This is a genomic window from Acinetobacter sp. TW_SC_4 (assembly GCF_054861205.1).
On sequence record NZ_CM142174.1, the window covers coordinates 1,948,105 to 1,969,660 of the forward strand.

At 40.3% G+C, this 21,556-nt stretch carries 17 protein-coding genes and 2 pseudogenes; 5 read left to right on the plus strand and 14 right to left on the minus strand.

Annotation, left to right across the window (positions count from 1 at the left end):
• Nucleotides 1-11 precede the first annotated feature (11 nt).
• Complete coding sequence (locus ACWM1W_RS09315) at nt 12-521, minus strand: hypothetical protein (protein ID WP_227504436.1); 510 nt, start codon at nt 519-521, stop codon at nt 12-14.
• 838 nt (nt 522-1,359) lie between these two features.
• On the opposite strand from ACWM1W_RS09315, the gene ACWM1W_RS09320 reads away from it, so the two are divergent.
• Both ACWM1W_RS09320 and ACWM1W_RS09325 read left to right on the plus strand, forming a co-directional pair.
• A protein-coding gene (locus ACWM1W_RS09320) for an IS3 family transposase (RefSeq protein ID WP_375725553.1) occupies nt 1,360-2,519 on the plus strand; the annotation gives its coding sequence in 2 pieces (ribosomal slippage) (nt 1,360-1,606 and nt 1,606-2,519; 1,161 coding nt in all).
• A 5-nt stretch (nt 2,520-2,524) separates the two neighbouring features.
• Nucleotides 2,525-2,626, plus strand: a pseudogene (locus tag ACWM1W_RS09325) (IclR family transcriptional regulator); the annotation flags it as partial.
• 104 nt (nt 2,627-2,730) lie between these two features.
• Here ACWM1W_RS09325 and alr read toward each other — a convergent pair.
• The 8 genes from alr to ACWM1W_RS09365 all read right to left on the minus strand — a co-directional run bounded on the left by alr (nt 2,731) and on the right by ACWM1W_RS09365 (nt 13,362).
• Nucleotides 2,731-3,957: an alanine racemase gene (gene alr, locus ACWM1W_RS09330; RefSeq protein WP_214002097.1), complete on the minus strand. Its 1,227-nt coding sequence runs from the start codon at nt 3,955-3,957 to the stop codon at nt 2,731-2,733.
• 60 nt (nt 3,958-4,017) lie between these two features.
• Entirely contained in the window at nt 4,018-5,517 is a 1,500-nt protein-coding gene (locus ACWM1W_RS09335) for an amino acid permease (protein ID WP_313583552.1), read from the minus strand.
• A 399-nt stretch (nt 5,518-5,916) separates the two neighbouring features.
• A complete protein-coding gene (gene astE / locus ACWM1W_RS09340) occupies nt 5,917-6,897 on the minus strand; it encodes a succinylglutamate desuccinylase (RefSeq protein ID WP_461603201.1) in 981 nt (326 codons plus the stop codon).
• A gap of 21 nt (nt 6,898-6,918) precedes the next feature.
• Nucleotides 6,919-8,259 (minus strand): N-succinylarginine dihydrolase, encoded by a 1,341-nt coding sequence (astB, locus tag ACWM1W_RS09345; RefSeq protein WP_375725551.1) that lies wholly within the window; start codon nt 8,257-8,259, stop codon nt 6,919-6,921.
• 24 nt (nt 8,260-8,283) lie between these two features.
• Nucleotides 8,284-9,753 carry a succinylglutamate-semialdehyde dehydrogenase gene (astD, locus tag ACWM1W_RS09350; RefSeq protein ID WP_375725550.1) on the minus strand — a complete coding sequence of 490 codons (1,470 nt, stop codon included), beginning with the start codon at nt 9,751-9,753 and terminating at the stop codon, nt 8,284-8,286.
• Entirely contained in the window at nt 9,753-10,784 is a 1,032-nt protein-coding gene (astA, locus tag ACWM1W_RS09355; RefSeq protein WP_034171394.1) for an arginine N-succinyltransferase, read from the minus strand. The genes astD and astA overlap by 1 nt, the downstream gene beginning before the upstream one ends.
• A gap of 13 nt (nt 10,785-10,797) precedes the next feature.
• Entirely contained in the window at nt 10,798-12,015 is a 1,218-nt protein-coding gene (locus ACWM1W_RS09360; protein ID WP_034171393.1) for an aspartate aminotransferase family protein, read from the minus strand.
• A gap of 72 nt (nt 12,016-12,087) precedes the next feature.
• Nucleotides 12,088-13,362: a Glu/Leu/Phe/Val family dehydrogenase gene (locus ACWM1W_RS09365; protein ID WP_171248480.1), complete on the minus strand. Its 1,275-nt coding sequence runs from the start codon at nt 13,360-13,362 to the stop codon at nt 12,088-12,090.
• Nucleotides 13,363-13,564: 202 nt separating this feature from the next.
• Here ACWM1W_RS09365 and ACWM1W_RS09370 point away from each other — a divergent pair, with 202 nt between their 5' ends.
• Complete coding sequence (locus ACWM1W_RS09370) at nt 13,565-13,987, plus strand: Lrp/AsnC family transcriptional regulator (protein ID WP_214002092.1); 423 nt, start codon at nt 13,565-13,567, stop codon at nt 13,985-13,987.
• A 268-nt stretch (nt 13,988-14,255) separates the two neighbouring features.
• On the opposite strand, the gene ACWM1W_RS09375 is transcribed toward ACWM1W_RS09370, so the two are convergent.
• Together ACWM1W_RS09375 and ACWM1W_RS09380 are read right to left on the minus strand one after the other, a co-directional pair.
• Complete coding sequence (locus ACWM1W_RS09375) at nt 14,256-14,861, minus strand: metallophosphoesterase (protein ID WP_375725549.1); 606 nt, start codon at nt 14,859-14,861, stop codon at nt 14,256-14,258.
• Nucleotides 14,862-14,945: 84 nt separating this feature from the next.
• A complete protein-coding gene (locus ACWM1W_RS09380; RefSeq protein WP_214002090.1) occupies nt 14,946-15,929 on the minus strand; it encodes a hypothetical protein in 984 nt (327 codons plus the stop codon).
• Nucleotides 15,930-16,031: 102 nt separating this feature from the next.
• Here ACWM1W_RS09380 and ACWM1W_RS09385 point away from each other — a divergent pair, with 102 nt between their 5' ends.
• Entirely contained in the window at nt 16,032-16,904 is an 873-nt protein-coding gene (locus tag ACWM1W_RS09385; RefSeq protein ID WP_375725548.1) for a competence protein CoiA family protein, read from the plus strand.
• Between the two features lie 122 nt (nt 16,905-17,026).
• Here the strand turns inward: ACWM1W_RS09385 and ACWM1W_RS09390 are convergent, their stop codons facing one another.
• The 3 genes from ACWM1W_RS09390 to ACWM1W_RS09400 form a co-directional block, all read right to left on the minus strand.
• Nucleotides 17,027-18,304, minus strand: a complete 1,278-nt coding sequence (locus ACWM1W_RS09390; protein ID WP_214002089.1) for an McrC family protein — start codon at nt 18,302-18,304, stop codon at nt 17,027-17,029.
• A gap of 12 nt (nt 18,305-18,316) precedes the next feature.
• Complete coding sequence (locus ACWM1W_RS09395) at nt 18,317-20,500, minus strand: McrB family protein (protein WP_228301761.1); 2,184 nt, start codon at nt 20,498-20,500, stop codon at nt 18,317-18,319.
• Nucleotides 20,501-20,726: 226 nt separating this feature from the next.
• Complete coding sequence (locus tag ACWM1W_RS09400; protein WP_375725547.1) at nt 20,727-20,882, minus strand: hypothetical protein; 156 nt, start codon at nt 20,880-20,882, stop codon at nt 20,727-20,729.
• 122 nt (nt 20,883-21,004) lie between these two features.
• Between ACWM1W_RS09400 and ACWM1W_RS09405 the strand changes: the two are divergent.
• Nucleotides 21,005-21,556, plus strand: a pseudogene (locus tag ACWM1W_RS09405) (IS1595 family transposase); the annotation flags it as partial.

Genomic DNA, 21,556 nt, shown 5'->3' on the forward strand with positions numbered 1-21,556 from the left:
AATTAAAAATTTTATTTAGATGTATTAACTTGGACTTGAGCAGAAACAATAATTTTCTGTTTCGGTTTTAACTCACTCACATTCCATTGCAAAACGCGATATTCAGCCAGTGGGACATTTACTTTTTTGCCATTTTCCATACGGGTTAATGGGACCTTAGCAAAACTTTTGCCATCTACAGACGCATAGGCATCTTTGGGTAAGCTTTGCCCTGTGTAAGCTACATCCGCAGGAAGTGGAAGATTCAACTTTAAATTTTTCAGACTTTGACTCGATATATTTGAATATTCAACTTCGTACTCAAGCAATGCTTTCGGCTTTACTTGATCGGTTACTCTTAATTCTTTTTTTACTTTTTGGTTTGCCTCTATCTGAAACACTTTCATATCAGCAATTAAAGCTTGGCTATTCGCGAAGGAGTAGGTTGTAAAGCCTGAGATTAAGAGCAAGGATAGAGGAATCAAACTCAATTTTTTTCCGGATTCAATCATTTTTTGATACATTTTTAAACCTAATGTCATTGCATTTTCACATTAACAAACAAAAAAATATATAAAAATATGAAATCTGTCACATTTTTTTTGTGAAGCGTAATTTTGTTGTCCTTATATCGGAATAATTTTCACTTATTGACATTTTTTGTCACAAAAAATGCTGCTAATTGATCTAAGATATAATTAGTTAAGGATTTTAGTTATTCAATGTTCTCTGTATACAAAAAGAATAGACGATATTTATCTAGGAGAATGGTGGCAGTCAAACCTTTGCTTTGGAGCAGTCAAACCTTTGCTTTGGATTTGTTACAAAAGGATGTTAGAACTGCGTTAGATCTCATGCAAAATCAAAACTTAGGGTTAGATATTTAAAAAAGTTTTAACATCAGTTTAATCGGGTTGAGAAAATTCAAGCACAGCAACTAGATTTTTTAGCTGCTGTAAAAAGTTTAAAACAAGATACACAGCCCGTGTTACATGCTTAAGCTTAAAAACCGAATTTACAAATTCGGTTTTTCATTATTTTTAGTGCTTGAAGTTAAATAAATCCAAAATATAAAAATTATTTAAAAGAGGTGGTAGAAGTTGAAATCAAAGGTAACTTCATCTTTATTTTGATAAAAATAAAAATGTTTAACCCATTTTTCACCCAAGTAAATTTCAGGAACTAAAGATTACTACTGTAATCTTGATCCTAGCCAAAATAATGGACAATAGACCTCTTGCGAAAGTATCGTTTTACCTAATTTTTGAATTGGCTAAAACCTTATAAAATGTAGCTTTGGGCTGTTTAAATTTTGACTAACGCAAGAAGTCTAATGATTCCCTCTAAAGATAACGTAACGTTAACTTTGGAGATGTAAAAATGGCTAAACGCTTTAGTCCAGAATTTAAACAACAAGCAATTGATTATGCACTTTCAAACTCGCACGAATCTGTGGCTGCTATCGCCCAGAAATTAGGTGTGGGTTATTCAACATTAGATAAATGGATTCGTGAGACCAACCCCACTGGTTCCAGCAAAAGACAGCTCTCGCCAGAACAACAGCGTATTCTCGATTTAGAAAAAGAAGTCAAACAACTCAGGGAAGCTAATGATATTTTAAAAAAGGCGCATATGTACTTCCTGACAGATCATGCCAAGAAAAGTATACGGTAATCCAAGGCCTAGCTGTGACTGAAATTACGGTTTCTTCTGCCTGTAAATGCCTAGGTGTCAGCACTTCAGGCTATTATGCCTGGCGAAAACGCCAGACCAATCTAGCGCAGAAATATAATGATTTAAAAGCCGTATATTGGCAGCATCATGCACGATTGGGTGCACCTTCATTGGTACATGACATGCATGATTTAGGTTACAGCATGAGCGAACGAACCGTTGGAAGAATGCTTAAAAAGCTTGGTTTACGTAGCAGGATTGCATGTAAATATAAGCATACGACTTATTCAAACCATCGTTTGTCTACAGCACCTAACTTGTTAGATCGTCAATTTACGGTCAATGAACCCAATAAGATCTGGACAACAGATATTACCTATATCCGTACTAAGCAAGGTTGGCTGTATTTATGTGTGATGCTGGATCTATTCAGCCGTCGTATTGTCGGTTGGCAAACCAGCTATCGAATAGACCGTCAATTGGTATGTGATGCGTTTCATTATGCAATGGCTCGTCAGGGGTATCCAATGGGTGTCATGGTACATTCGGACCGAGGCTCACAGTACTGTAGTCGTGATTTTAGGGCGCTATTATTGACGAATAACTGCGTTCAAAGTATGTCACGCAGGGGAAACTGCTGGGATAATGCAGTGACCGAAAGCTTCTTTCATACATTGAAAGTTCATGTGGTCCATGGCAGTGTATTTGCCACTCGAAAAGAAGCGAATGCTGTCTTGTTTGACTATATTGAGATTTATTACAATCGAATCAGAAGACATTCTACAAACGGCTGGTTAAGCCCAGAAGTCTTTGAACAGAAATATTTCAAGAATTTAGAGGGATTTGTTGTCCACGATACTGTCTAGGATCAAATATTGTTTCGCCAACCATGCGCACAACCAAAGAGTATTTGATTCAACACATACTGCCTTTACTACAAGAAACCGCACGCGAACTACGTAATATTCTTTAATACTCAAAAGAAAATTACATAGTTCTTATCATATATCGGTCTATGATTCAGCCGAGAGGAACTAGAACAGCTTTCCGTGAATACACCATTTTCAATTAAAAAGGTTATTTCACCACAACCTTCGGATTAGAGTTGCCCCACATGGTGTAGACATCTGCCAGCAAAGCGCCATTGTATTCTTCCAAATCACTTTGCTTCACTGTTGCACCCCCTTGTTCGCCGAACAGGACCACTTCATCATTGGCACGAATATCTGGAAAATCAGTGACATCCACCATAGTCGTATTCATGGAGGTACGCCCAACTACAGGTACTTTATGCCCTCGAATCAACACATAAGCTTTGTTACTAAAAGCCCGTCGATAACCATCTGAATAACCAAGTGGTAAGTTCGCCAATAGTGAATCACGCTTCAAAGTATACGTTTGGTCATAGCCAACTGTTGTGCCTTTCAAGTAAGCATTGACTGTTGCCACTTGAGTTTTAAAGGTCATCAGCTTTTTATATTCGACCCGATCTGGAAGGCTGTCACCATAAATCACGCCACCTGCTCGTACCATATCTAAGTGTGACTCTGGAACCGTTAAAGTCGCAAAAGAATTTGCAGTATGTAAAATCAGCGTTTCTCGCTTTAATTTGGCTTTTTTAATCAACCAGTCCGTTTGCTGGTTAAAGGCCGCCAAACGCTCACGCACATATTGCTCATCTTCCACCGCATAATGCGTCATGATGCCCATCAACTTTAAATTTGGCAGTTTGGTCATACGTAGCGCTTGCTGCTTGCCCATTTCACTATTCAGCTCTAAACCATTTCGGTCCATACCACCTGCATTTAAACCTAAATGGTATTTAATGGTTAGACCCTGTTGTTTTGCCCACTGCGACATACGTTGTGCTTGCTCATAATTGCCCAACAACTCTTCCATATTTAAAGAAGCCGCATTTTGAATCTCTTGGTCTGTGGCTGCGCGTAGTCTTAATAGGCGTCCCTGATAACCAGACTGACGTACCATTGCCGCTTCGGCATTACTGGTAATCCCCACACAAGGTACATTCAGCTTCATAATACTCGGCATCAACAGTTCAATCCCGTGACCATACGCATCAGCTTTCATGACCGCACAAATTTGACTTTTGTCTTGTAATTGCTGCTGCAAAGTCTGAATATTTTGCTCAAAGGCCTGCACATTAATTTCAACCCAAGCATTTGCCTGAGGCGCGGCTGATTGGCTAGCTGAAATATGGGTGGTTAATAAAGGCGCTGCAAAACTGCTATTGATGTTCAACAGCCCTGCACCTAACATACAAGCAAATAATGTCGACTTTTTCAAAATAAAACCCTCTTCATCGTTATAACAAAAGAGAGGGTAAATACCCTCTCTCACTTTTCACTAATTATTTTCTTGCATGTCATCATGCTCAATGCGGCGACCATGGGTCAAAATCCAACTGCGCTCTGCATATTTTTTCGTTTTATAGTAATAAGCAATACCTAAGCCAATAAACCAAAGTGGGGAGAATGCCAATGAAATCATGGTGTCATGATCTAGTGCTAAAATCGCCACCACAAAGATCAAGAATAATAAGGTAAACCATGCCATGAATCGACCACCTGGCATTTTATACGCTGACTGCTCATGTAATTCAGGGTCTTTTTTACGATAAGCCAGATACGACAAAATAATCATGACAAAAGTAAAAATACATAGAATAGAAGTAAAGGCTGAAATGATAATGAATGCTGTCATGACATTCGGCACAATAAACAGAATCGACGTTCCTACCACTACACAGAACATTGAAAATATAAGGCTCAGCACAGGCACTTTACTTTTCGACAGTTTGGCAAAACTTTTCGGTGCATCTTTCTCTACAGCCAAACCAAACAACATACGGCTGGTCGCAAACACACCACTATTCGCAGAAGACATGGCAGAGGTTGCCACCACAAAGTTGACAATACTGGCTGCCGCAGGCAAACCAATTAAGGTAAACATTTCAACAAATGGACTTTTATCTGGAGAAATTTGTGACCAAGAAGTGACTGCAATAATACAAACCAAAGCACCGATATAGAACAATAAAATACGTAATGGAATCGAGTTAATCGCACGTGGTAAAGCATAATGCGGATCTTTGGTTTCTGCCGCAGTAGTACCCACCAATTCAATGCCGACAAAGGCAAATACTGCAATTTGGAACCCTGCTAAAAAGCCAGTTAAACCGTAAGGGAACAAAGACTCTTTCTCAACCACATGAGCTAACGACGCTTTGACACCATCTGGAGAGACAAATCCAATGGTAATGAGATATATACCAACACATAGGAATAAAATAATTGCGATAATCTTGATTAAAGCAAACCAGAACTCGACTTCACCAAATAACTTTACAGCAACGAAATTCAACAAAGTCAAAATGGCAATGGAGGTGAAAGCGGGTATCCATGAGGGGAGATCAGGAAACCAAAACTGTGCATAGCCCCCAATAACAATCACATCGGCAATTGCAGTGACAATCCAGCTAAGCCAGTACGACCACCCTAAAAAGAAGCCAGCCCATGGACCCAAATATGCCGTTGCAAAATCAGCAAAAGATTTATAGTTGGTATTGGAAAGCAGTAACTCCCCCATCGCACGCATGACGAAGAAGAAGAAGAAACCAATAATTAAATAGGTCAGAATAATGGATGTACCTGACACAGCCAACGTCTTACCCGATCCCATAAAGAGACCTGTACCAATCGCACCACCAATCGCAATCATCTGAATGTGACGATTGGTTAGTGAGCGTTGCAGTTGTTCTTCCTCAACTGACTCGTAATGATGTCCACCCAATAAATCACCTTCTAAAGGTTCTTTTTGTTGATGGGCTTGTTTTCCATTCATCATATTTTTACTCCAATTTACAGCCCAACGGGTGTAAATATGGGACTTTTTTAAAATAATTTCTTATTTCATTTCAGTCCAAATTAAGCTACATATTATCTTTCAATAACATTAATTTTTACTATTTAGAGCCAGTAGAGTTAATCCTTTATCAGCCACTAAATAATGTTTACACGACTTGCAAAACCTATGCCAAATTCAAATATTTTTTATTAAAAAATAATAACTTAATAAATAATAAACGCAAAAAAATCCACCAACCATAAGTTACCTTATAATCAGTAGATAAAAATATTGAATTAATATTTTTAACAATATCCATATATTCAATTCCATTGAAAATTAATTTAACGACTTAAGTTCGATAAACCACCATCAGCACATTTATTAAATTGATTAAAATCATCCTGAATAAACCTCAGTTAAAATCAGCCCTGCTCTTAATCCCTTTTTCACTTGAGTATTCGGAAACAAAATCCGAACCTGCTCTGGTGCAGTCACATACGGTTTGCCCTGTTGTAAGGCAATGACAGCACCAGTTTCAAACACAGAAAAATTAGGCGCAGCATCTGCCAAACTCAGTTGGAAGTCTTCTTCAGTTTTGATGATCGAATCAACGACTCGAAAAGTTTGAATTGCTTGTTTTTGGCGCACAGGTAAGGACTGCTCACTCACCACAGCGCGAAGCACATGATTAATCGCAGCGAATGCTGTCAAATCATTTTGTCCAAAGGGTTTTGCATGACCAAGTTCTAGCGTCGAACTGGCCGCTTGAAACTGAGAGCTGCTAAAATGTGTAAAGGTACGACCTACGGCATTGTGATACACTAAGGCATCCAATTCCGCAGCGTTTAGGCTGTCCAACATCGCAGCATCATAGTCATGGGTTTGATAAGGAAATAAGGCAAAAGTCGGCAACAAAGATGGGCGAATCGCGGTATGCAAATCGTAATGATAGCGTCGTACTTGAGCTGGACTATCATTAAAAAAAGCGGTGACGATCTGTTCTAAGACCGCCACCCGCTGCGCTTCAACTGTGTCGGTAAATTGTTGATAGACTCCGCAGAACATGCGGTTCATATCATTTTCAACATAGCGTTGCCCTGAGCGAATCGCGATAGGATTCCCTAAAATCAGCAATAACTTAACCTTGAGCTCTAATACCCCTGCAAACAAATCTTGACTCAGCTGCGCCAACAACTCGATTGGCGCAGTTTCATTGCCATGCACACCCGCGGAAAGCACGACTGCTTTTTCATAAGCCTGTTTCGGCGTAAAAGATAAAACACCTTCAGCCAACCATTCCCAACGAAAATCATGCTGTACGCCATGCGTAACTGTCAGGAAACGTTGTGCTAGAACATCCCCTAGAAAATCTATCATCTGCTTTCCCTGCACGATTGCTTAACGTTGGAAGTGATACACCGAACCTAAGTTCAAAATTTGCGTCAATTCATCTAACGCAGTACGGCTTTCAATCAGTAATTGCGGGTCAGCCAAATCTTGTTGCGCCAACTGGTCACGGTAGTACTGATCCACCCACGTGTTTAAACGGGTAAACAAGGCATCATTCATGAACAGGTTTGGGTTGATTGCATTCAGCTCTGCTTCATTCACCGCCACGCGTAAACGTAAACATGCAGGGCCACCGCCATTGCGCATACTTTCACGTAGGTCAAACACCTTGATGTCGTCAATCGGTGTACCCATTTGGATCATGTCGTTTAAATAACCCCACACTGCTGGGTTTTGACGCGATTCTTCAGGCACCACAATGCTCATCCCGCCATCGGCACGCGTGAGCAATTGACTATTGAACAAATACGTATTGACCGCATCTTTCACAGAAACACGCTGATCAGGTACTTCAATGGACACGAATTCGTGACCCAAGCGTGCCATTTTTTCGCGAATTTCTGACAACGCTTCAGACTGATTCAAAAATGCATGCTGATGGTGGAACAAGACGTTCTGGTTACTCACCGCAATCACGTCGTTGTGGAAGACGCCTTGGTCAATCACATCGGGATGCTGCTGTATAAATACCGTTTGTTCTGCTTTGAGCTGGTGCAAACGTGCTACTGCTTCACTCGCCTCAAGAGATTGACGCGCAGGATAGTGTTTCGGTCCAATACCTCCACCGAGGAACTGCTGACCATAGACAAACACTTGCACGCTGGCTTGATCATAAGCACCGCCTAAACGGTTATGATTCGCCGCGCCTTCATCACCGAATAATGCCACAGGTGGCAGTGCTTCGTGATGGGCAAAGTGACGTTCATCCTTAAACATCGCTGCCATAACACGCGATGTGGTGTCATGTTCAATCGAGCGGTGGAATTTGTTGTTTAAATTCGCCGCAGTAAAATGCACACGACTATCTGCACTGTCCGCCGACGGTGAAACGGTTGCCGCATTGGCAGTCCACATACAGGATGCTGAACTCAACGCGGATAACAATGCAGGCGAGGTACGCATCGCTTGTTCAATCACGCTGTGATCATCTCCACGGAAACCTAATTTTCGTAGAGTCGGGACATGAGGGCGTTCTTGCGGTGCAAATACACCCTGCTTTAACCCCATGTCGGCCAAAGCTTTCATCTTTAACAGACCTTGCTTGGCAGCCAACTTCGGGTTGGAAAGATTATTTTGGTTTTTGGTAGATGCCTCGTTTCCGAATGACAATCCTGCATAGTGGTGTGTTGGACCGACTAAACCATCAAAATTAATTTCATAGCCTGACATTTCTAAACTCCCTTTTCTGTCGACTTACAGCACAATGCCTGGCGATAATTTTTCAGGTAGGCTTACCTGCTGACTTTCCAGTGATGCCATTGGCCATGCGCAGTAATCTGCGGCATAGAAAGCACTGGCACGATGGTTTCCTGATGCACCTACACCACCAAAGGGTGCAGCACTTGATGCGCCTGTTAATGGTTTGTTCCAGTTCACAATGCCTGCACGTGCTTCAATCAATAAACGATCAAACAGCGCACGGTCAGGTGAAACTAGACCCACCGACAATCCAAAACGAGTGCCATTTGCTAGTGCCAAAGCCTCATCGAAATGGTCATAACGATAGATACAGCTCAATGGACCAAAATATTCTTCGTCAGGTACGTCACTCACATGAGTCACATCTAAAAGACCTGGACTTAACAAGCTACTGTTGGCATCCGCTTGAGTCACAGGGAGCAAAACTTGCGCTCCTAAATCAATCAGGCGTTGTTGTGCTTGTAAAATTTGCTGCGCAGCATGCAATGAAATCACACCACCCATAAACGGTTGTGGCTGAGCATCCCACTGACCCACCACCAAGTTACGGCTGACTTCAACTAAACGTTGAATGAAGGCATCGCCTACAGCGCCATTTTTAATGATTAAACGGCGTGCACAGGTACAACGCTGACCTGCTGAAATAAAGGCAGATTGGACGGTCAAATTCACCACCGCATCAATGTCGGTAATCTCGTCGATAATTAATGCGTTATTACCGCCCATTTCTAAAGCGAGAATTTTTTCTGGAGCACCAGCCAATTGTTTATGCAGGTGATAACCTGTATTGGCACTGCCTGTGAATAACAAACCATCAATTTCATGCGATTGTGCAAGTGCCTCACCTGTGCTACGGCCACCTTGCACCAAGTTCAACACACCCGCAGGTAAACCCGCTTCTTGCCATAATTTGACTGTTTCTTCCGCAGTCCACGGCGTCAATTCACTTGGTTTAAAGACCAAAGTGTTGCCTGCAATCAGCGCAGGGACGATGTGACCATTGGGTAAGTGACCGGGGAAGTTATACGGGCCAAATACAGCCAACACACCATGCGGACGGTGACGTAAGGACGCTGCACCATCTGGCATTGCCGTCAGACTTTCACCTGTACGTTCGTGATAAGCACGCACTGAAATCGCTACCTTACCAATCATCGACTGAACCTCAGTCAACGTTTCCCAAATCGGCTTACTGGTTTCACGACTAATAATCGTTGCAAGCTGTTGTTTGTTTTGTTCTAACAAGCTGGCAAATCGTTGAATAATTTCAAGACGCTCAGCTAAAGGGCGACGTGCCCAAGCAGCAAAGGCAGCACGTGCAGACTGACAAGCTTGTTCAACTTGCTCAGCTGTCGCTTCTGCACCGTGCCAAATTGTTTCTTGCGTAACAGGATCGAGTTTGTCCCATGCCGCACCTTGCGCTGGAGACCATGTCCCGTTTATATATAGATTCCCTTGTGACATTATTTTTGCTCCATCTTATCTAAAGGCAACATACGAATGCTTTGCCCTGCTTGCACACCAAGGGCATGCGCTTGTTCTACCGTTAAACTTAAACTGTCTGACTCAGCCGCATGCTGAATCAAAATCGCGCGATAGTCTTGATAGCGATCATTTGCCACCAAATAACGCCCTGCATCATCTGGAACGCTATCGACGATTTTCACTGCACAAGTGTGACTGTCTTTGACAGCACGCAGGCTACTGACTTCGGCTTCAAGTGTCGGGCCTGCATCAAAAATATCGACATAACCTTGGTAACACAGCCCTTCTGACTCCAACACACGAGAGGCTGGAACCGTCTGCGGATGCACCTGTGCAATTACTTGTTGCGCAGCCATCGGCAGCAAGTCGATATACACAGGAAAACGTGGCATCAACTCCGCAATAAAGACTTTTTGCCCTATACCACTGAGGTAATCCGCAGTCGAGAAATCCATATTGAAAAAGTGATGGCCTAAGGCATCCCAAAATGGCGAACGACCATTTTCATCGGAATAACCACGCATTTCCGCAATCAGCTTATTTTGAAAAGCCTGTTTAAAAGCAGCGATAAACAGAAAACGGATCTTCGACAGCAGTTTTCCATTTTGGTCTTTGCGGTACTCTGGGTCTAAAAACAGAGTGCAGAGTTCGCTACAACCAGTATGGTCATTGCTTAAAAACAGCGTATTTAAGGTTTTATAAACATTCAGAGTTTGTGAGGCATGGACTTGTTTGCCCACATGGTAGTTATAAAAAGGCTCAGTTAAACCCACTGAAACTTCAATTGCACTGACGCCAACCACACGTTGTAACAAGGTATCTTCTAAAACAAATAAATAGCCCTGTTCACTCGGTGTTGCCTGACCCGCTAAGGTCTTTTGCGTGCGTGCAATACGAGCCGATAAGATTTCTTTATTTTGGGGTAAAGAAGTCAGGCCAATGCCAGACTTCCCCGCCAGAATGTAGATATCATCTAAATCTCGATGCTCTGCATGTCTAACAATCATCATAACCAGTGGCCTATCACGCGCCAGCAAAGCGCGCGAGCGCACGTTCAAAGCGTTGTAAACCTGCTTCGATATCTGCTTCTGGAATAATTAATGATGGTGTAAAACGAACGACGTTTGGACCTGCAACCAGCGCCAATAAGCCTTCTTCACCCGCCAAAGTCACGATGTCTTTAGCTTTGCCTGCATATTCAGCTTTCAGTACACAGCCAATTAATAAACCTTGACCACGAACTTCTTCAAATAAGCCATAGCGTGCATTTAACTGGTTTAAGCCGTCAGCAAAAATTTGCGCACGTGTACGTACACCATTCAACACTTCTGGGGTATTGATCAAACCAAATACAGCATTTGCTACGGCAGATGCCAAGGGGTTACCGCCATAAGTCGTACCATGGTCACCCACCACAAACATGTTGGCATATTTGTCAGTTGTGATCATCGCACCAATTGGGAAACCACCGCCGAGAGCTTTGGCTGTGGTTAAAATGTCTGGAGTCACATCAGTGTTCATATAGGCATATAGAACACCTGTACGACCCACACCTGTTTGCACTTCATCAAAAATCAGTACAGCACCATGCTGGTCACACAGTTCACGTAAGCCTTTTAAGAATTCAGGATTTGCGGTAATTACACCACCTTCACCTTGAATTGGTTCAACAATCACTGCACAAGTGTCTGCATCAATTGCTTCACGTACTGCATCTAAGTCATTGAATGGTAAGTGCTGGATACCTTCTGGAAGCGGTGCAAAGTCTTGTGAATATTTCGGTTGACCACCAGCCGTAACCGTAAATAAAGTACGACCGTGGAAAGCATTTTTGAATGCAATAATTTTATTTTTGCGAGCCGAGCCTGAAAGTAGGCCCACTTTGCGCGCAAGTTTCAAAGCCGCTTCATTGGCTTCTGCACCAGAGTTACAGAAGAACACTTTGTCTGCAAAGGTGTTATCGACCAATTGTTTTGCAAGTGCCAGTACGGGTTCGTTGGTATAACCATTGCCAATATGCCAGAGCTTTTGACCTTGCTCGACCAAAGCATTAACCGCCACAGGGTGAGCATGCCCAAGTGCATTGACCGCAATACCACCTGCAAAATCAATATATTCTTTACCTTGCTGATCCCACAAACGAGAACCTTCGCCACGCACAGGAATAAACTGAGCGGGTGCAAAAACTGGCACCATATACTGATTAAAATCTTGGCGAGTAGGTTGACTATTCTGGTTCATGGTTTGTTCTTCCTTAATAAATCTGATGTTGTTCTGTCTTGAATGTGCCCCGGAGGGCACGAAACTCCCCCCTTAACCTGGGAAAATTCCTCGTTCTTTACGTGCTTTTAAGATACGTTGACATGCCAAGATGTATGCCGCTGTACGAAGGCTGCACTGCTTTTCGCTCGAAGTGAACCAAACATCTTCAACTGCTGACACCATAAGTTTGTCTAAACGCTGATTGATCTCTTCTTCTGTCCAGAAATAGCTCGCCATGTCTTGAACCCATTCGAAGTAACTCACAGTTACACCGCCTGCGTTACACAGTACATCCGGGACTATCGTGATTTGACGCTCTAATAGAATGTCTTCTGCATCTGGATAGGTTGGACCGTTCGCACCTTCCAAGACCAATTTTGCAGTTAAGTGTTGCGCACGTTCAGCGGTAATCTGACCTTCTAAAGCAGCAGGAATTAAAATATCCATGTCCACTGTCCAGAATGCTTCGTCTTCAATTAAAGTGGCATCAGGGAAACCTGCTACACCTTTATGAATCGCAACATAGTCCTGTAACTGCTTAACATTCATGCCTTCTGCGTTAAAGATCGTACCTGTGTGGTCTTGTACACACACCACTTTCGCATTGGCTTTGTAGAATAAGTATGCAGCTTCACTACCCACGTTACCGAAACCTTGGATCGCTACACGGCTACCTTCAAGTGCAAGATTGATTTTCTTAGCCACTTCTAAACCTGTCACAAACACACCACGGCCCGTCGCACGGACACGACCTAAAGAGCCACCTAAGTGCACAGGCTTACCTGTTACTACACCTGTTACGGTATGACCTTTAATGCTTGAATAGGTGTCCATCATCCAACCCATAATGTCTGCATTGGTGCCTACATCTGGAGCAGGAATATCGGTTTGTGGGCCGATGATTGGGCTAATTTCGCTGGTAAAACGACGAGTCAGACGTTCAAGTTCTCGTGGAGACAACTTGCGAGGGTCTACACGGATACCACCTTTAGCACCGCCATACGGTAAGTTTAAAACCGCAGTTTTAATTGTCATCCACGCTGAGAGTGCCATGACTTCGTTGAGTTCAACATCTGGATGGTAACGAATACCGCCTTTACCAGGTCCACGTGACAAATTGTGCTGTACACGATAGCCTTCGAAGTGCTGAATTGAACCATCGTCCATCACAATTGGCACATCAACAATCAAAGCGCGCTTTGGACGCTTTAAAGTGTTGATGAATGGAATTAAGTCGTCTTCCAGATATGGCGCAACACGGTTAATCTGTGCAAGATAGGTCTGCCAAGCGCCACTATTGTCCATTTCATATGACAAAGACATGATATTTCCCTTTAAAATTTGCTGAATCAAATCCATTAAATAGATATGAGACACCTCCTGTAGAACACATCGCCTCAGCTCGATGTAACGCTCATTAGAGTGCTTCTCAATACGCATAGTATGAAAAATCAAATTGCGCCCAAAAAGTTGTAAATTTGATTAAAATGAAATAAATTTCATCAAATTGATAACAGGAAAAATCAAAATGAACGATACGGACAGTCAAATCCTCGGCTTACTACAAGACAATGCCCGTATCTCGATTACCGAGATTGCGAACAAGCTCCATATCTCTCGAAATACCGTACAAAAGCGTATTGAATATCTGGAAACCAGTGGTTTGATTACAGGCTATACCGTACGGATTAAACCGGGTACTGAGAAGAATAGTATCCGTGCTTGGATGAATATTATGGTGGAGGGCACCAAGACCAGTGGAGTGGTCAAAGAGCTCAGAATCGACCCTGCTGTGCATACCTTGCATAGTACCAATGGCAAGTGGGATTTATTGGTCGAATTGAAGTCTGATAGCTTAGAAAATTTTGATCGGATTTTAGAACGAATTCGAAATATTTCAGGTATTTATAACACTGAAACCAGTATTTTGCTTTCTACCTATAAAGTGTAAAGTCAATAAAGGTAATCAGGGAGATTTATACTGTGTATATCTAGCCTATTGCCTTCAAAGTCAAAAGACACTGTAAATTGGATCCTGAACTAAAAATGTATAATCGAGAAATCCATAAAAGAATAACCGAGATTGAGATAGTAGAAATAGGATCTAATGGTGCAGAGCAGGATAAGGCAATAAATGCAGGTTTATTCGGTAGTGGTGAGCGATCATTCTTTGGCTTACCATCAAATAAGCGAATCCATTTGGATACAAGCTAATACACCTAACTTAAATAAAAAAGTCTCCGACAAACCCGGTACGGTTCAATTTGTGTCTGCTCTTTGACAATTGTATGACCAATGTAAATTTCGTCAATATTTTCGACGACATCATAGTGAGCTGAATGCTGACGAATATGTCCTCTCCCCCACAGCGCATTCGTATAAGCTGAAGTTACACCAGAGATCTTATAATCACCTTGACTAATATCTTGCTTAAATGCATTCCAATCATGTATGTCAATGTCTACATGTACAACACCAATCTTTTTATTTTTCAATTGGACTTCGATGACTAAAGGCAATTGCTTAAAACGTTCAATAATTTCTAGCCGCTGTATTTGAGATAACTGATAAAAGCATTCACCTCCATTACGTGCGTGAATCTCTTTTATTTTAGGATCATGAGCTGACTTGATACACATTTCTTCACGATTACCACACACGGTATAAAACCTAGCTTCATCCAATAAGGAGATACAGACTAAATTTTCTGCGCCTCGATCTACAAGATCACTTGTACAAATAAGCACATCATTTTGAAAATCAAAATGAATATTTTGGAGTTCTTGCATCAAAAGGCTATAACAGCCATGCAAATCACTAACCATATATATGATTCGTTTGATTTGTATTGATTGTCAAAATAGGAGAATAGCTCATTGTCTTAAATGTTCCCCTTAATTTCAATATGATTACCGACTTAACAGCTTTCCACTCATTAACACCCGATCAAAGCTATACACATGCGCAAAAGGACTTTCTACACAACGTCCAACTAATGGCAAATTATGATCAGGTTGACCAATTCTAAGTACAACCTCTGCTGAACAAATCGGACATATCCCTTTAAACCGGGTTATACGTGTTAATTGATTACGCTCTCTATCACGATACATCTCAATATCAGCATGATCCTCATTAAGTGAAATAAACGTCATAGGTGCCTTAATGACTCGATGCTCTGGTAAATTCCATAACGGAGTGAACCAATATTTGAATGATAGGTAAGAAAATCCAATTAAACAGGCTATAAACAACAAATCAAGTGTCGTGAAGTTTTGTCCTTCACGTACTAAAACCAATGAAAATGCACAAACATATAAAGCCCACGAAATAAAACCGCCAAAAAGAACGATCAGCATCATCAAACCTCTAAAGCTTTTATTTCTAATCTCTCCTTTTTTAAATATAAATCGGTAAAACCAAGACAATTTAATTTCAGAAGGATCAACCCGCTCATAAGAAATTTCATTCTCATCAAGCTTTTGATCTTCTTCATTTTGGGTCTGAGCGTATTCTGTAATATCCAACCAATAACGGCGCTCATTTCCTTTTCCTCCAATTGTATCGTTGGTTTTTACAACAGGAATATAACCAATCTCTTTGAATTTTTTAGTATGTTTTGTGATGACACGATCAAGGAATGCACTTAATTTTTTGTCACTCATCCACTTCCCTAGATCTTTTGAATCCATCGATGCAACAGATTGCTGACCATCAAGAATGAGTTTTAGTTGATATCTGGTATACGTTATTAGCTCTTCATTTTGAGTATTTAAAGCATCAATCGATGCGCTACAGATTACTTTTAAGCAATCGTATGCTCTGTTATCAGCTAAGTCCTTCTTTAAAATTTCATCTAACACAACAAAAACTTTTAATTTTAATTCAGACACTTAAACCCCCATTTTACCCGTATTTCCCCTTTATACGGTGTTAGGACAATTAGATCACAAGCATAGTGAATGAGTAAATCAACTTCCTAAAGGATTTTAATCATGACTATGTATATTGCATTAAACGAAAATAATAAATTGGTTAATATTGAGCAGGTTGAACGTGGACTCGCATGCCAATGCACTTGCTTTGAATGTGGTGAAGCTGTGATCGCTCGTAAAGGGGAAATTAAAGAACATCATTTTGCACACGCAAGCAATAAAGAAAGCTGTACGATTAACCCAGAATCTGTACTCCATAAATATGCCAAAGAAGTTATTCTTGAATCTATGGGACTTATGCTTCCTGCCCTACCTGATTCAGATAGTGAAGCTGCATGGTGGACCTTCGAAAAATTATTACCTGAATTTTCTCTCGGTTTAATTCGCCCTGACCTTATTGGTTATTTTGATGGCGAACCTATTTTAATTGAGATCGCAGTCACTCATTTTATTGATGCTGAAAAACTAAAACGCATTGAGGCATTTAAATCAAAATGTATTGAAATCGATTTATCACCACTTCTTAACAGTGATATTGCAATTCCAAGCACAGAAGCCAAACAGCAAATCCTCGAGAACCTGGACAATAGAAGATGGACTTACCCATTTCCTCAAAAACAATCCACTGGGCAACAAATAACTTCTACTTCCTACAAAGTCACAACCACTCTACCCGTAACGTCTGAACTACAGAACACCAGTCCGAATTGGCAGGACTATAAATTTAAAGTGAAAGGCATGCATCTTAATGTTCGCCATTTTGCGAGTGGTATGGTTTCAGTGAATAGCGCATATAACCCTGAAATCATTGCAATGCTCAAAGAATGGAAACGTGAAGGGATTGGCTCCTATAATCCTAAATATAAATCTTGGAACTATTGGCTACCATTTTCGGAACAGGTTTTACAAAGACTAAAAGAACTTAATGAATAAAACCACATTACCCATAAATACTTGCCTATTTCTGCCAAACGAAAAGTACCTAAACTGGGACTGATCTAGCTAAAAAGTAGATTTTAGTCCCAAATATGGGACTGACCTCACAAGATAAAAGACTAAATAATTTTGAAGTTTTTTGGATCATCTACATTGAAAGGTACTACACGTAGTTTTGCACTAGAGGGAAGCCTAAACTTAAAGTCATCCAATGGCTGCGTGAACTTGTCCTTCCGATATGGATAGACAAGTACAACATCACTGTCATGCTTGAGGTAATAGTGGCTATAAACAAACATTTGCTGAATATCACTATCTTTCAAACCATAACGCCCAGCTCGATCACTTTGATCAATCAACTTCCACTTGGTATCCATCACAATCGGTTTTGCATTCAGAAATTCAATGAAAATATCAGGCTTAAGCTTAAAAATACGACGTTCTTGATGCTGACAAATATACTCCGTCGCATACTGTGTCTTCACAGTATATTCAGGTAAGTTACGGCGTAGATGATAAGCAACATAGTGCTCAAATAGCTTCTCCATTGGGAAGAGTAAACTCATGCCACGCCACTCCCCCTGAGTAGATACAGGCATATATTCACCTAAGATTAACTCCGTCCAAGGTTTAATCTCAGCATACAAAGCGAGTAAACGTCCTGACTGCCATTGTCTAAAATCCTGCTTAATCTTTTGGCTTCGAGGGATTTCATTGGTCATGAGTCTCAGCTCTTGCGCCAATTTCCAATTACTTGCGTCTTTGCTCTTTTTACACACCACTTCTAAGGCTGTACGTATCAATCTATTTTCAGGTCGATTCACCTCATAAACATCATGCTCAATCGGAAAGATATGTTTCTTTGTAAGTGGCTGACGCATATATTTCACATGCTGTAATTGTCCACGTAAAAAATTTTGTTCCTCTTGCACACGGTTATAATCAAAACGTAAACCACGTTGTACCAAACGCTCAAACGACGCAAGGAACTGCGTCATAATCCATTCATGCAAAGGTTGTTTAAAGCGGTTTAAATTGGCACTTCCTGCTTCTCTATATGGTAAATGCAGTGAAACACTCAGCATTTTCTGAAGCAGTTTACGTTCTTGCTGAATAATATCTTGATCATCAGTGCCATTAAGCTCCACATGTTTAGGGAGGATTTCAATCCGTGTACCACATGGGGTTTCTATCACTCCCACATATTGATCAAGCTTAAGCTTTCTTCGCCCTGCCAACTCAAATACTTTCGCACCGTGCTTTGAAAATGATGCTGAGAGCCCACATAGATGCTCAAATGCTTTCCCAGATATATAAGCATGGTCTAAAGTTGGATCAGGACAGCCTTCATAAGCAATGCTAATGAAGGCATATTCTCGGACGGTAAAATCAGGCATCACGATCCCCAATTAGTGCTTAATAATCTTAGTAAAGCTCTCTATTGAATTAAATACATCATCGACGACTTCCCATGTTTTCTGCTCCTCAAAATAGCTCTCCGATTCATGTGCTACATTTGGGAATAATACTGATTTATCTATACCATTCGATCGCAGCATGCCATTTGCATTGAGCACCATATTGATCTTAGACCAATCATCAAAGAAATACTCTTGAAGCTGAGGAATGATTTTTTGCTTAAATATTTGCGCTAAGTTAGTAAGAGATGGATCTTTCTGCAAAGTCATAAAGTTGGCATGCCCAATACAGTGATCTCGGTCTAATAACACCTCAATACGCTGATTGATGGCTTCTAATAACTTTCTAATATCCAAACCCATAACCTCAACGCCAGTTAGAAACTCAGGCTTTGGTGGCATTTCGATAAAAGTAAAGCGACGGCGCAAGGCAATATCTAAACCTGTTAAAGATCTGTCAGACGAATTCATGGTACCAATAATGTAAACATTATCAGGTACAGAGAAGTCATCTTTAGAATATGGAAGTGTCACCGACAATGCATCGTCTGCGCCTTGGCGTTTTGAATCTTCAATTAGCGTAATCAATTCACCAAATATACGGGAAATGTTACCTCGGTTAATTTCATCAATGATGAGTACATAAGGTTTTACCTTTTCAATAGACTTTGCATATTCAACTTCTGAACGTAATGAATTAGCGATAGCCCATTCATAACTTTTTTGATCAACAATAATGTCACTTTGTGTCTTCAAATAGTTACGAATATGCCTAATAGATAAAGTGATATTACTTCCTGTAGATGTAAGAGCGAATAACGTGCCTGCTAAATTACTTGATACTTTAATTTCCGCACCACGTTTAGTATGAAAAATCATTTCCTCTGTTTTAGCCTGAGTAATGAGTTGATCAATCGCACTATTGATGCTTGCTTCAATCGGTGCTGATACATTATTTTGCTTAACATCAATTTCTATTTGGGCATCTTCACAAATCTCTTTAAATACGCCTGCTTTTACATCATAGCTTAATTGCCCATTATCATCCGTTTCAGCACGAATCCCTTCCACAAAATCTTCATAACTAAAACTTTGATGGAAAGTGACAAACTTAATTTGACCTTGTTCTTTGTACTGATCAAAACGTAATTTTAGCGCCGTGCGATCTTCTTGTTCTAAAATTTCGAGAGGTTTGTTTTCAATAATGGATAAGGCATGGTTAATCGTATGGTAAGTTTTACCTGTACCCGCTGCACCAAATAAAATACGGTTTAGGGGCTGTTTTATCTGTTCTGATGGATTCATCTTAGTCTCTATTATATCAATATTGTTATAGTTTTCCGGCCAGTAACCCACAAAAGGATCTCGATCAGTTTCCATTTTGTTCAAGGACATGCTTTTGAGTTCTTCTAATTTGGAGGCCGTTAATCGAATTGTTCCTAACTCATCTATTGAAAACTCTGATTCATTTTCATTTGGAATATAGAATGTGCCATCTTGATCGAAACCAACAGCAGCCACATAGCTCACTGTACTATTTCGCCCATTGAATTTATTGTTTGTGCCGAATCTAACCGGAGGCCGCTCTGAAGGTGCAACCCACCAATCCATAGGTGTTTCATGGATATATCTTGCTAACTCTAGAAAAAGCTTTCGATGCTCAGTATTTTGTTCAATGTGATTAAAATTCGGAACATTTTTAAACTGCTTTAGAATAAATTCATCCGTTAGCTTTTCTTTTCTACTCTCTGATCGTTTTTTATAAAGGTTTTCAAGTTCAGTTAAATCCTGAGTATGGCCTGAAAAGATACAGTCTTGGACATCTTTTCTTTTTATACGGGTGATTGTTTGACGATAAGTATAAAAGTAAATTATTTTTTCAGGTTCAAATTGTTGCTCCCATTCGACTTCTAAGGTGCGTCCATCATTTAAGTTTTTCTTTACGGTACCAATGGCTTTGACTTTCATGCAGCTTACAAGACAACCGTAATTATTAAACGGCATATTATATTTTTGGCCATAAATTGCTTTTATTGCAATTCGATCCCCTGCTTGAATAGCATTTACGCGATCCAGATATTTATCTGTATAGCCATTCTGCCAAATGCCTTTTTCAATAAACTCAGGTGTTTTATCTTCACCATCCCAATCAGCACCAGCAACCCAAAAATTCATCATTTCCCCCAAACTCAAAATCTATTTCTTTACGCTTTAATAAATGATTTCACTCGGTTTTAAATTCTGCCCAGTCTTAGCAAGGCTACCCAAGCTTTACTTTCTTTTAATCAAGAATGCTCTCTCATTTTTTTGTATATACGACAGGCTTTGTTGCATAAATATGTAAGCATCTGATTTAAATAAATTTAATTTTGGATCAAAAAAATAATCAAAACTTTTAAAATCATATAGTTATGAAATCTTTGTGCAACAAAGACCTTACAACATCAGAAACAATATCTACTGACGCACTTGCCGCATCACCCACTGCCTCTGCTACTGTGCTTGCTGCATCAGCGATTGTGCTACAAGCATCTGAAATAAAATCAAATAATCCCATGTCTTCCCCCCTTATTATTCTTCAATTACATCGTATTCATAATTTCAATTTGAATACAGTATTTTTATAGACTAAATAAAAAAGGCTCTAGACTAGCAGACTAGATATGTTAGTCCAGAATCATGATAGAAAATAGCAAATTAAGTAACTATAAGATTAAAAAAATTATTCAGTGCTTTTGCATTGATATTCCTGCTTCTAAAACAGCCTTATTGCTTAACTTGAACCGTAATACCATCAACTATTGGTACATGCTTTTTAGAGAAGCAATCTACGATCATCAAACAGATTTAAGAGCAAAGTTTGTAGGTTCTATTGAAGTTGATGAGAGCTATTTTGAAGCAAAAAGACAACGTGGTTTTCATGGGAAGTTGAAGCGAGGTCGAAGTACTTTAAAACAACCTGTATTTGGAATATTTGAAAGGAATGGTCGAGTTTATACAGAAATAGTCCCTGATTGTAAAAAGACTACATTACAACAAGTTATCTTAGGTAAAGTTGCACTTGAAAGTGTAATTTATAGTAATGGTTGGCGTGGATACAATGGTTTGGTAGATGTTGGTTACTCAAAGCATTTTAGAGTAAATCATGGAGCGAATGAATTTGCCAGAGGACAATGTCATATAAATGGAATAGAATCATTCTGGAGTTTTTGTAAAAGAAGGCTAGGGCGT

Bases quoted from the DNA above. Each gene is read 5' to 3' on its own strand.
- ACWM1W_RS09315 (WP_227504436.1), bottom strand. From the start codon at position 521: ATGACATTAGGTTTAAAAATGTATCAAAAAATGATTGAATCCGGAAAA.
- ACWM1W_RS09335 (WP_313583552.1), bottom strand. From the start codon at position 5,517: ATGATGAATGGAAAACAAGCCCATCAACAAAAAGAACCTTTAGAAGGT.
- astE (WP_461603201.1), bottom strand. From the start codon at position 6,897: ATGATAGATTTTCTAGGGGATGTTCTAGCACAACGTTTCCTGACAGTT.
- astB (WP_375725551.1), bottom strand. From the start codon at position 8,259: ATGTCAGGCTATGAAATTAATTTTGATGGTTTAGTCGGTCCAACACAC.
- astD (WP_375725550.1), bottom strand. From the start codon at position 9,753: ATGTCACAAGGGAATCTATATATAAACGGGACATGGTCTCCAGCGCAA.
- astA (WP_034171394.1), bottom strand. From the start codon at position 10,784: ATGATGATTGTTAGACATGCAGAGCATCGAGATTTAGATGATATCTAC.
- ACWM1W_RS09360 (WP_034171393.1), bottom strand. From the start codon at position 12,015: ATGAACCAGAATAGTCAACCTACTCGCCAAGATTTTAATCAGTATATG.
- ACWM1W_RS09370 (WP_214002092.1), top strand. From the start codon at position 13,565: ATGAACGATACGGACAGTCAAATCCTCGGCTTACTACAAGACAATGCC.
- ACWM1W_RS09375 (WP_375725549.1), bottom strand. From the start codon at position 14,861: ATGGTTAGTGATTTGCATGGCTGTTATAGCCTTTTGATGCAAGAACTC.
- ACWM1W_RS09385 (WP_375725548.1), top strand. From the start codon at position 16,032: ATGACTATGTATATTGCATTAAACGAAAATAATAAATTGGTTAATATT.
- ACWM1W_RS09390 (WP_214002089.1), bottom strand. From the start codon at position 18,304: ATGCCTGATTTTACCGTCCGAGAATATGCCTTCATTAGCATTGCTTAT.
- ACWM1W_RS09395 (WP_228301761.1), bottom strand. From the start codon at position 20,500: ATGAATTTTTGGGTTGCTGGTGCTGATTGGGATGGTGAAGATAAAACA.
- ACWM1W_RS09400 (WP_375725547.1), bottom strand. From the start codon at position 20,882: ATGGGATTATTTGATTTTATTTCAGATGCTTGTAGCACAATCGCTGAT.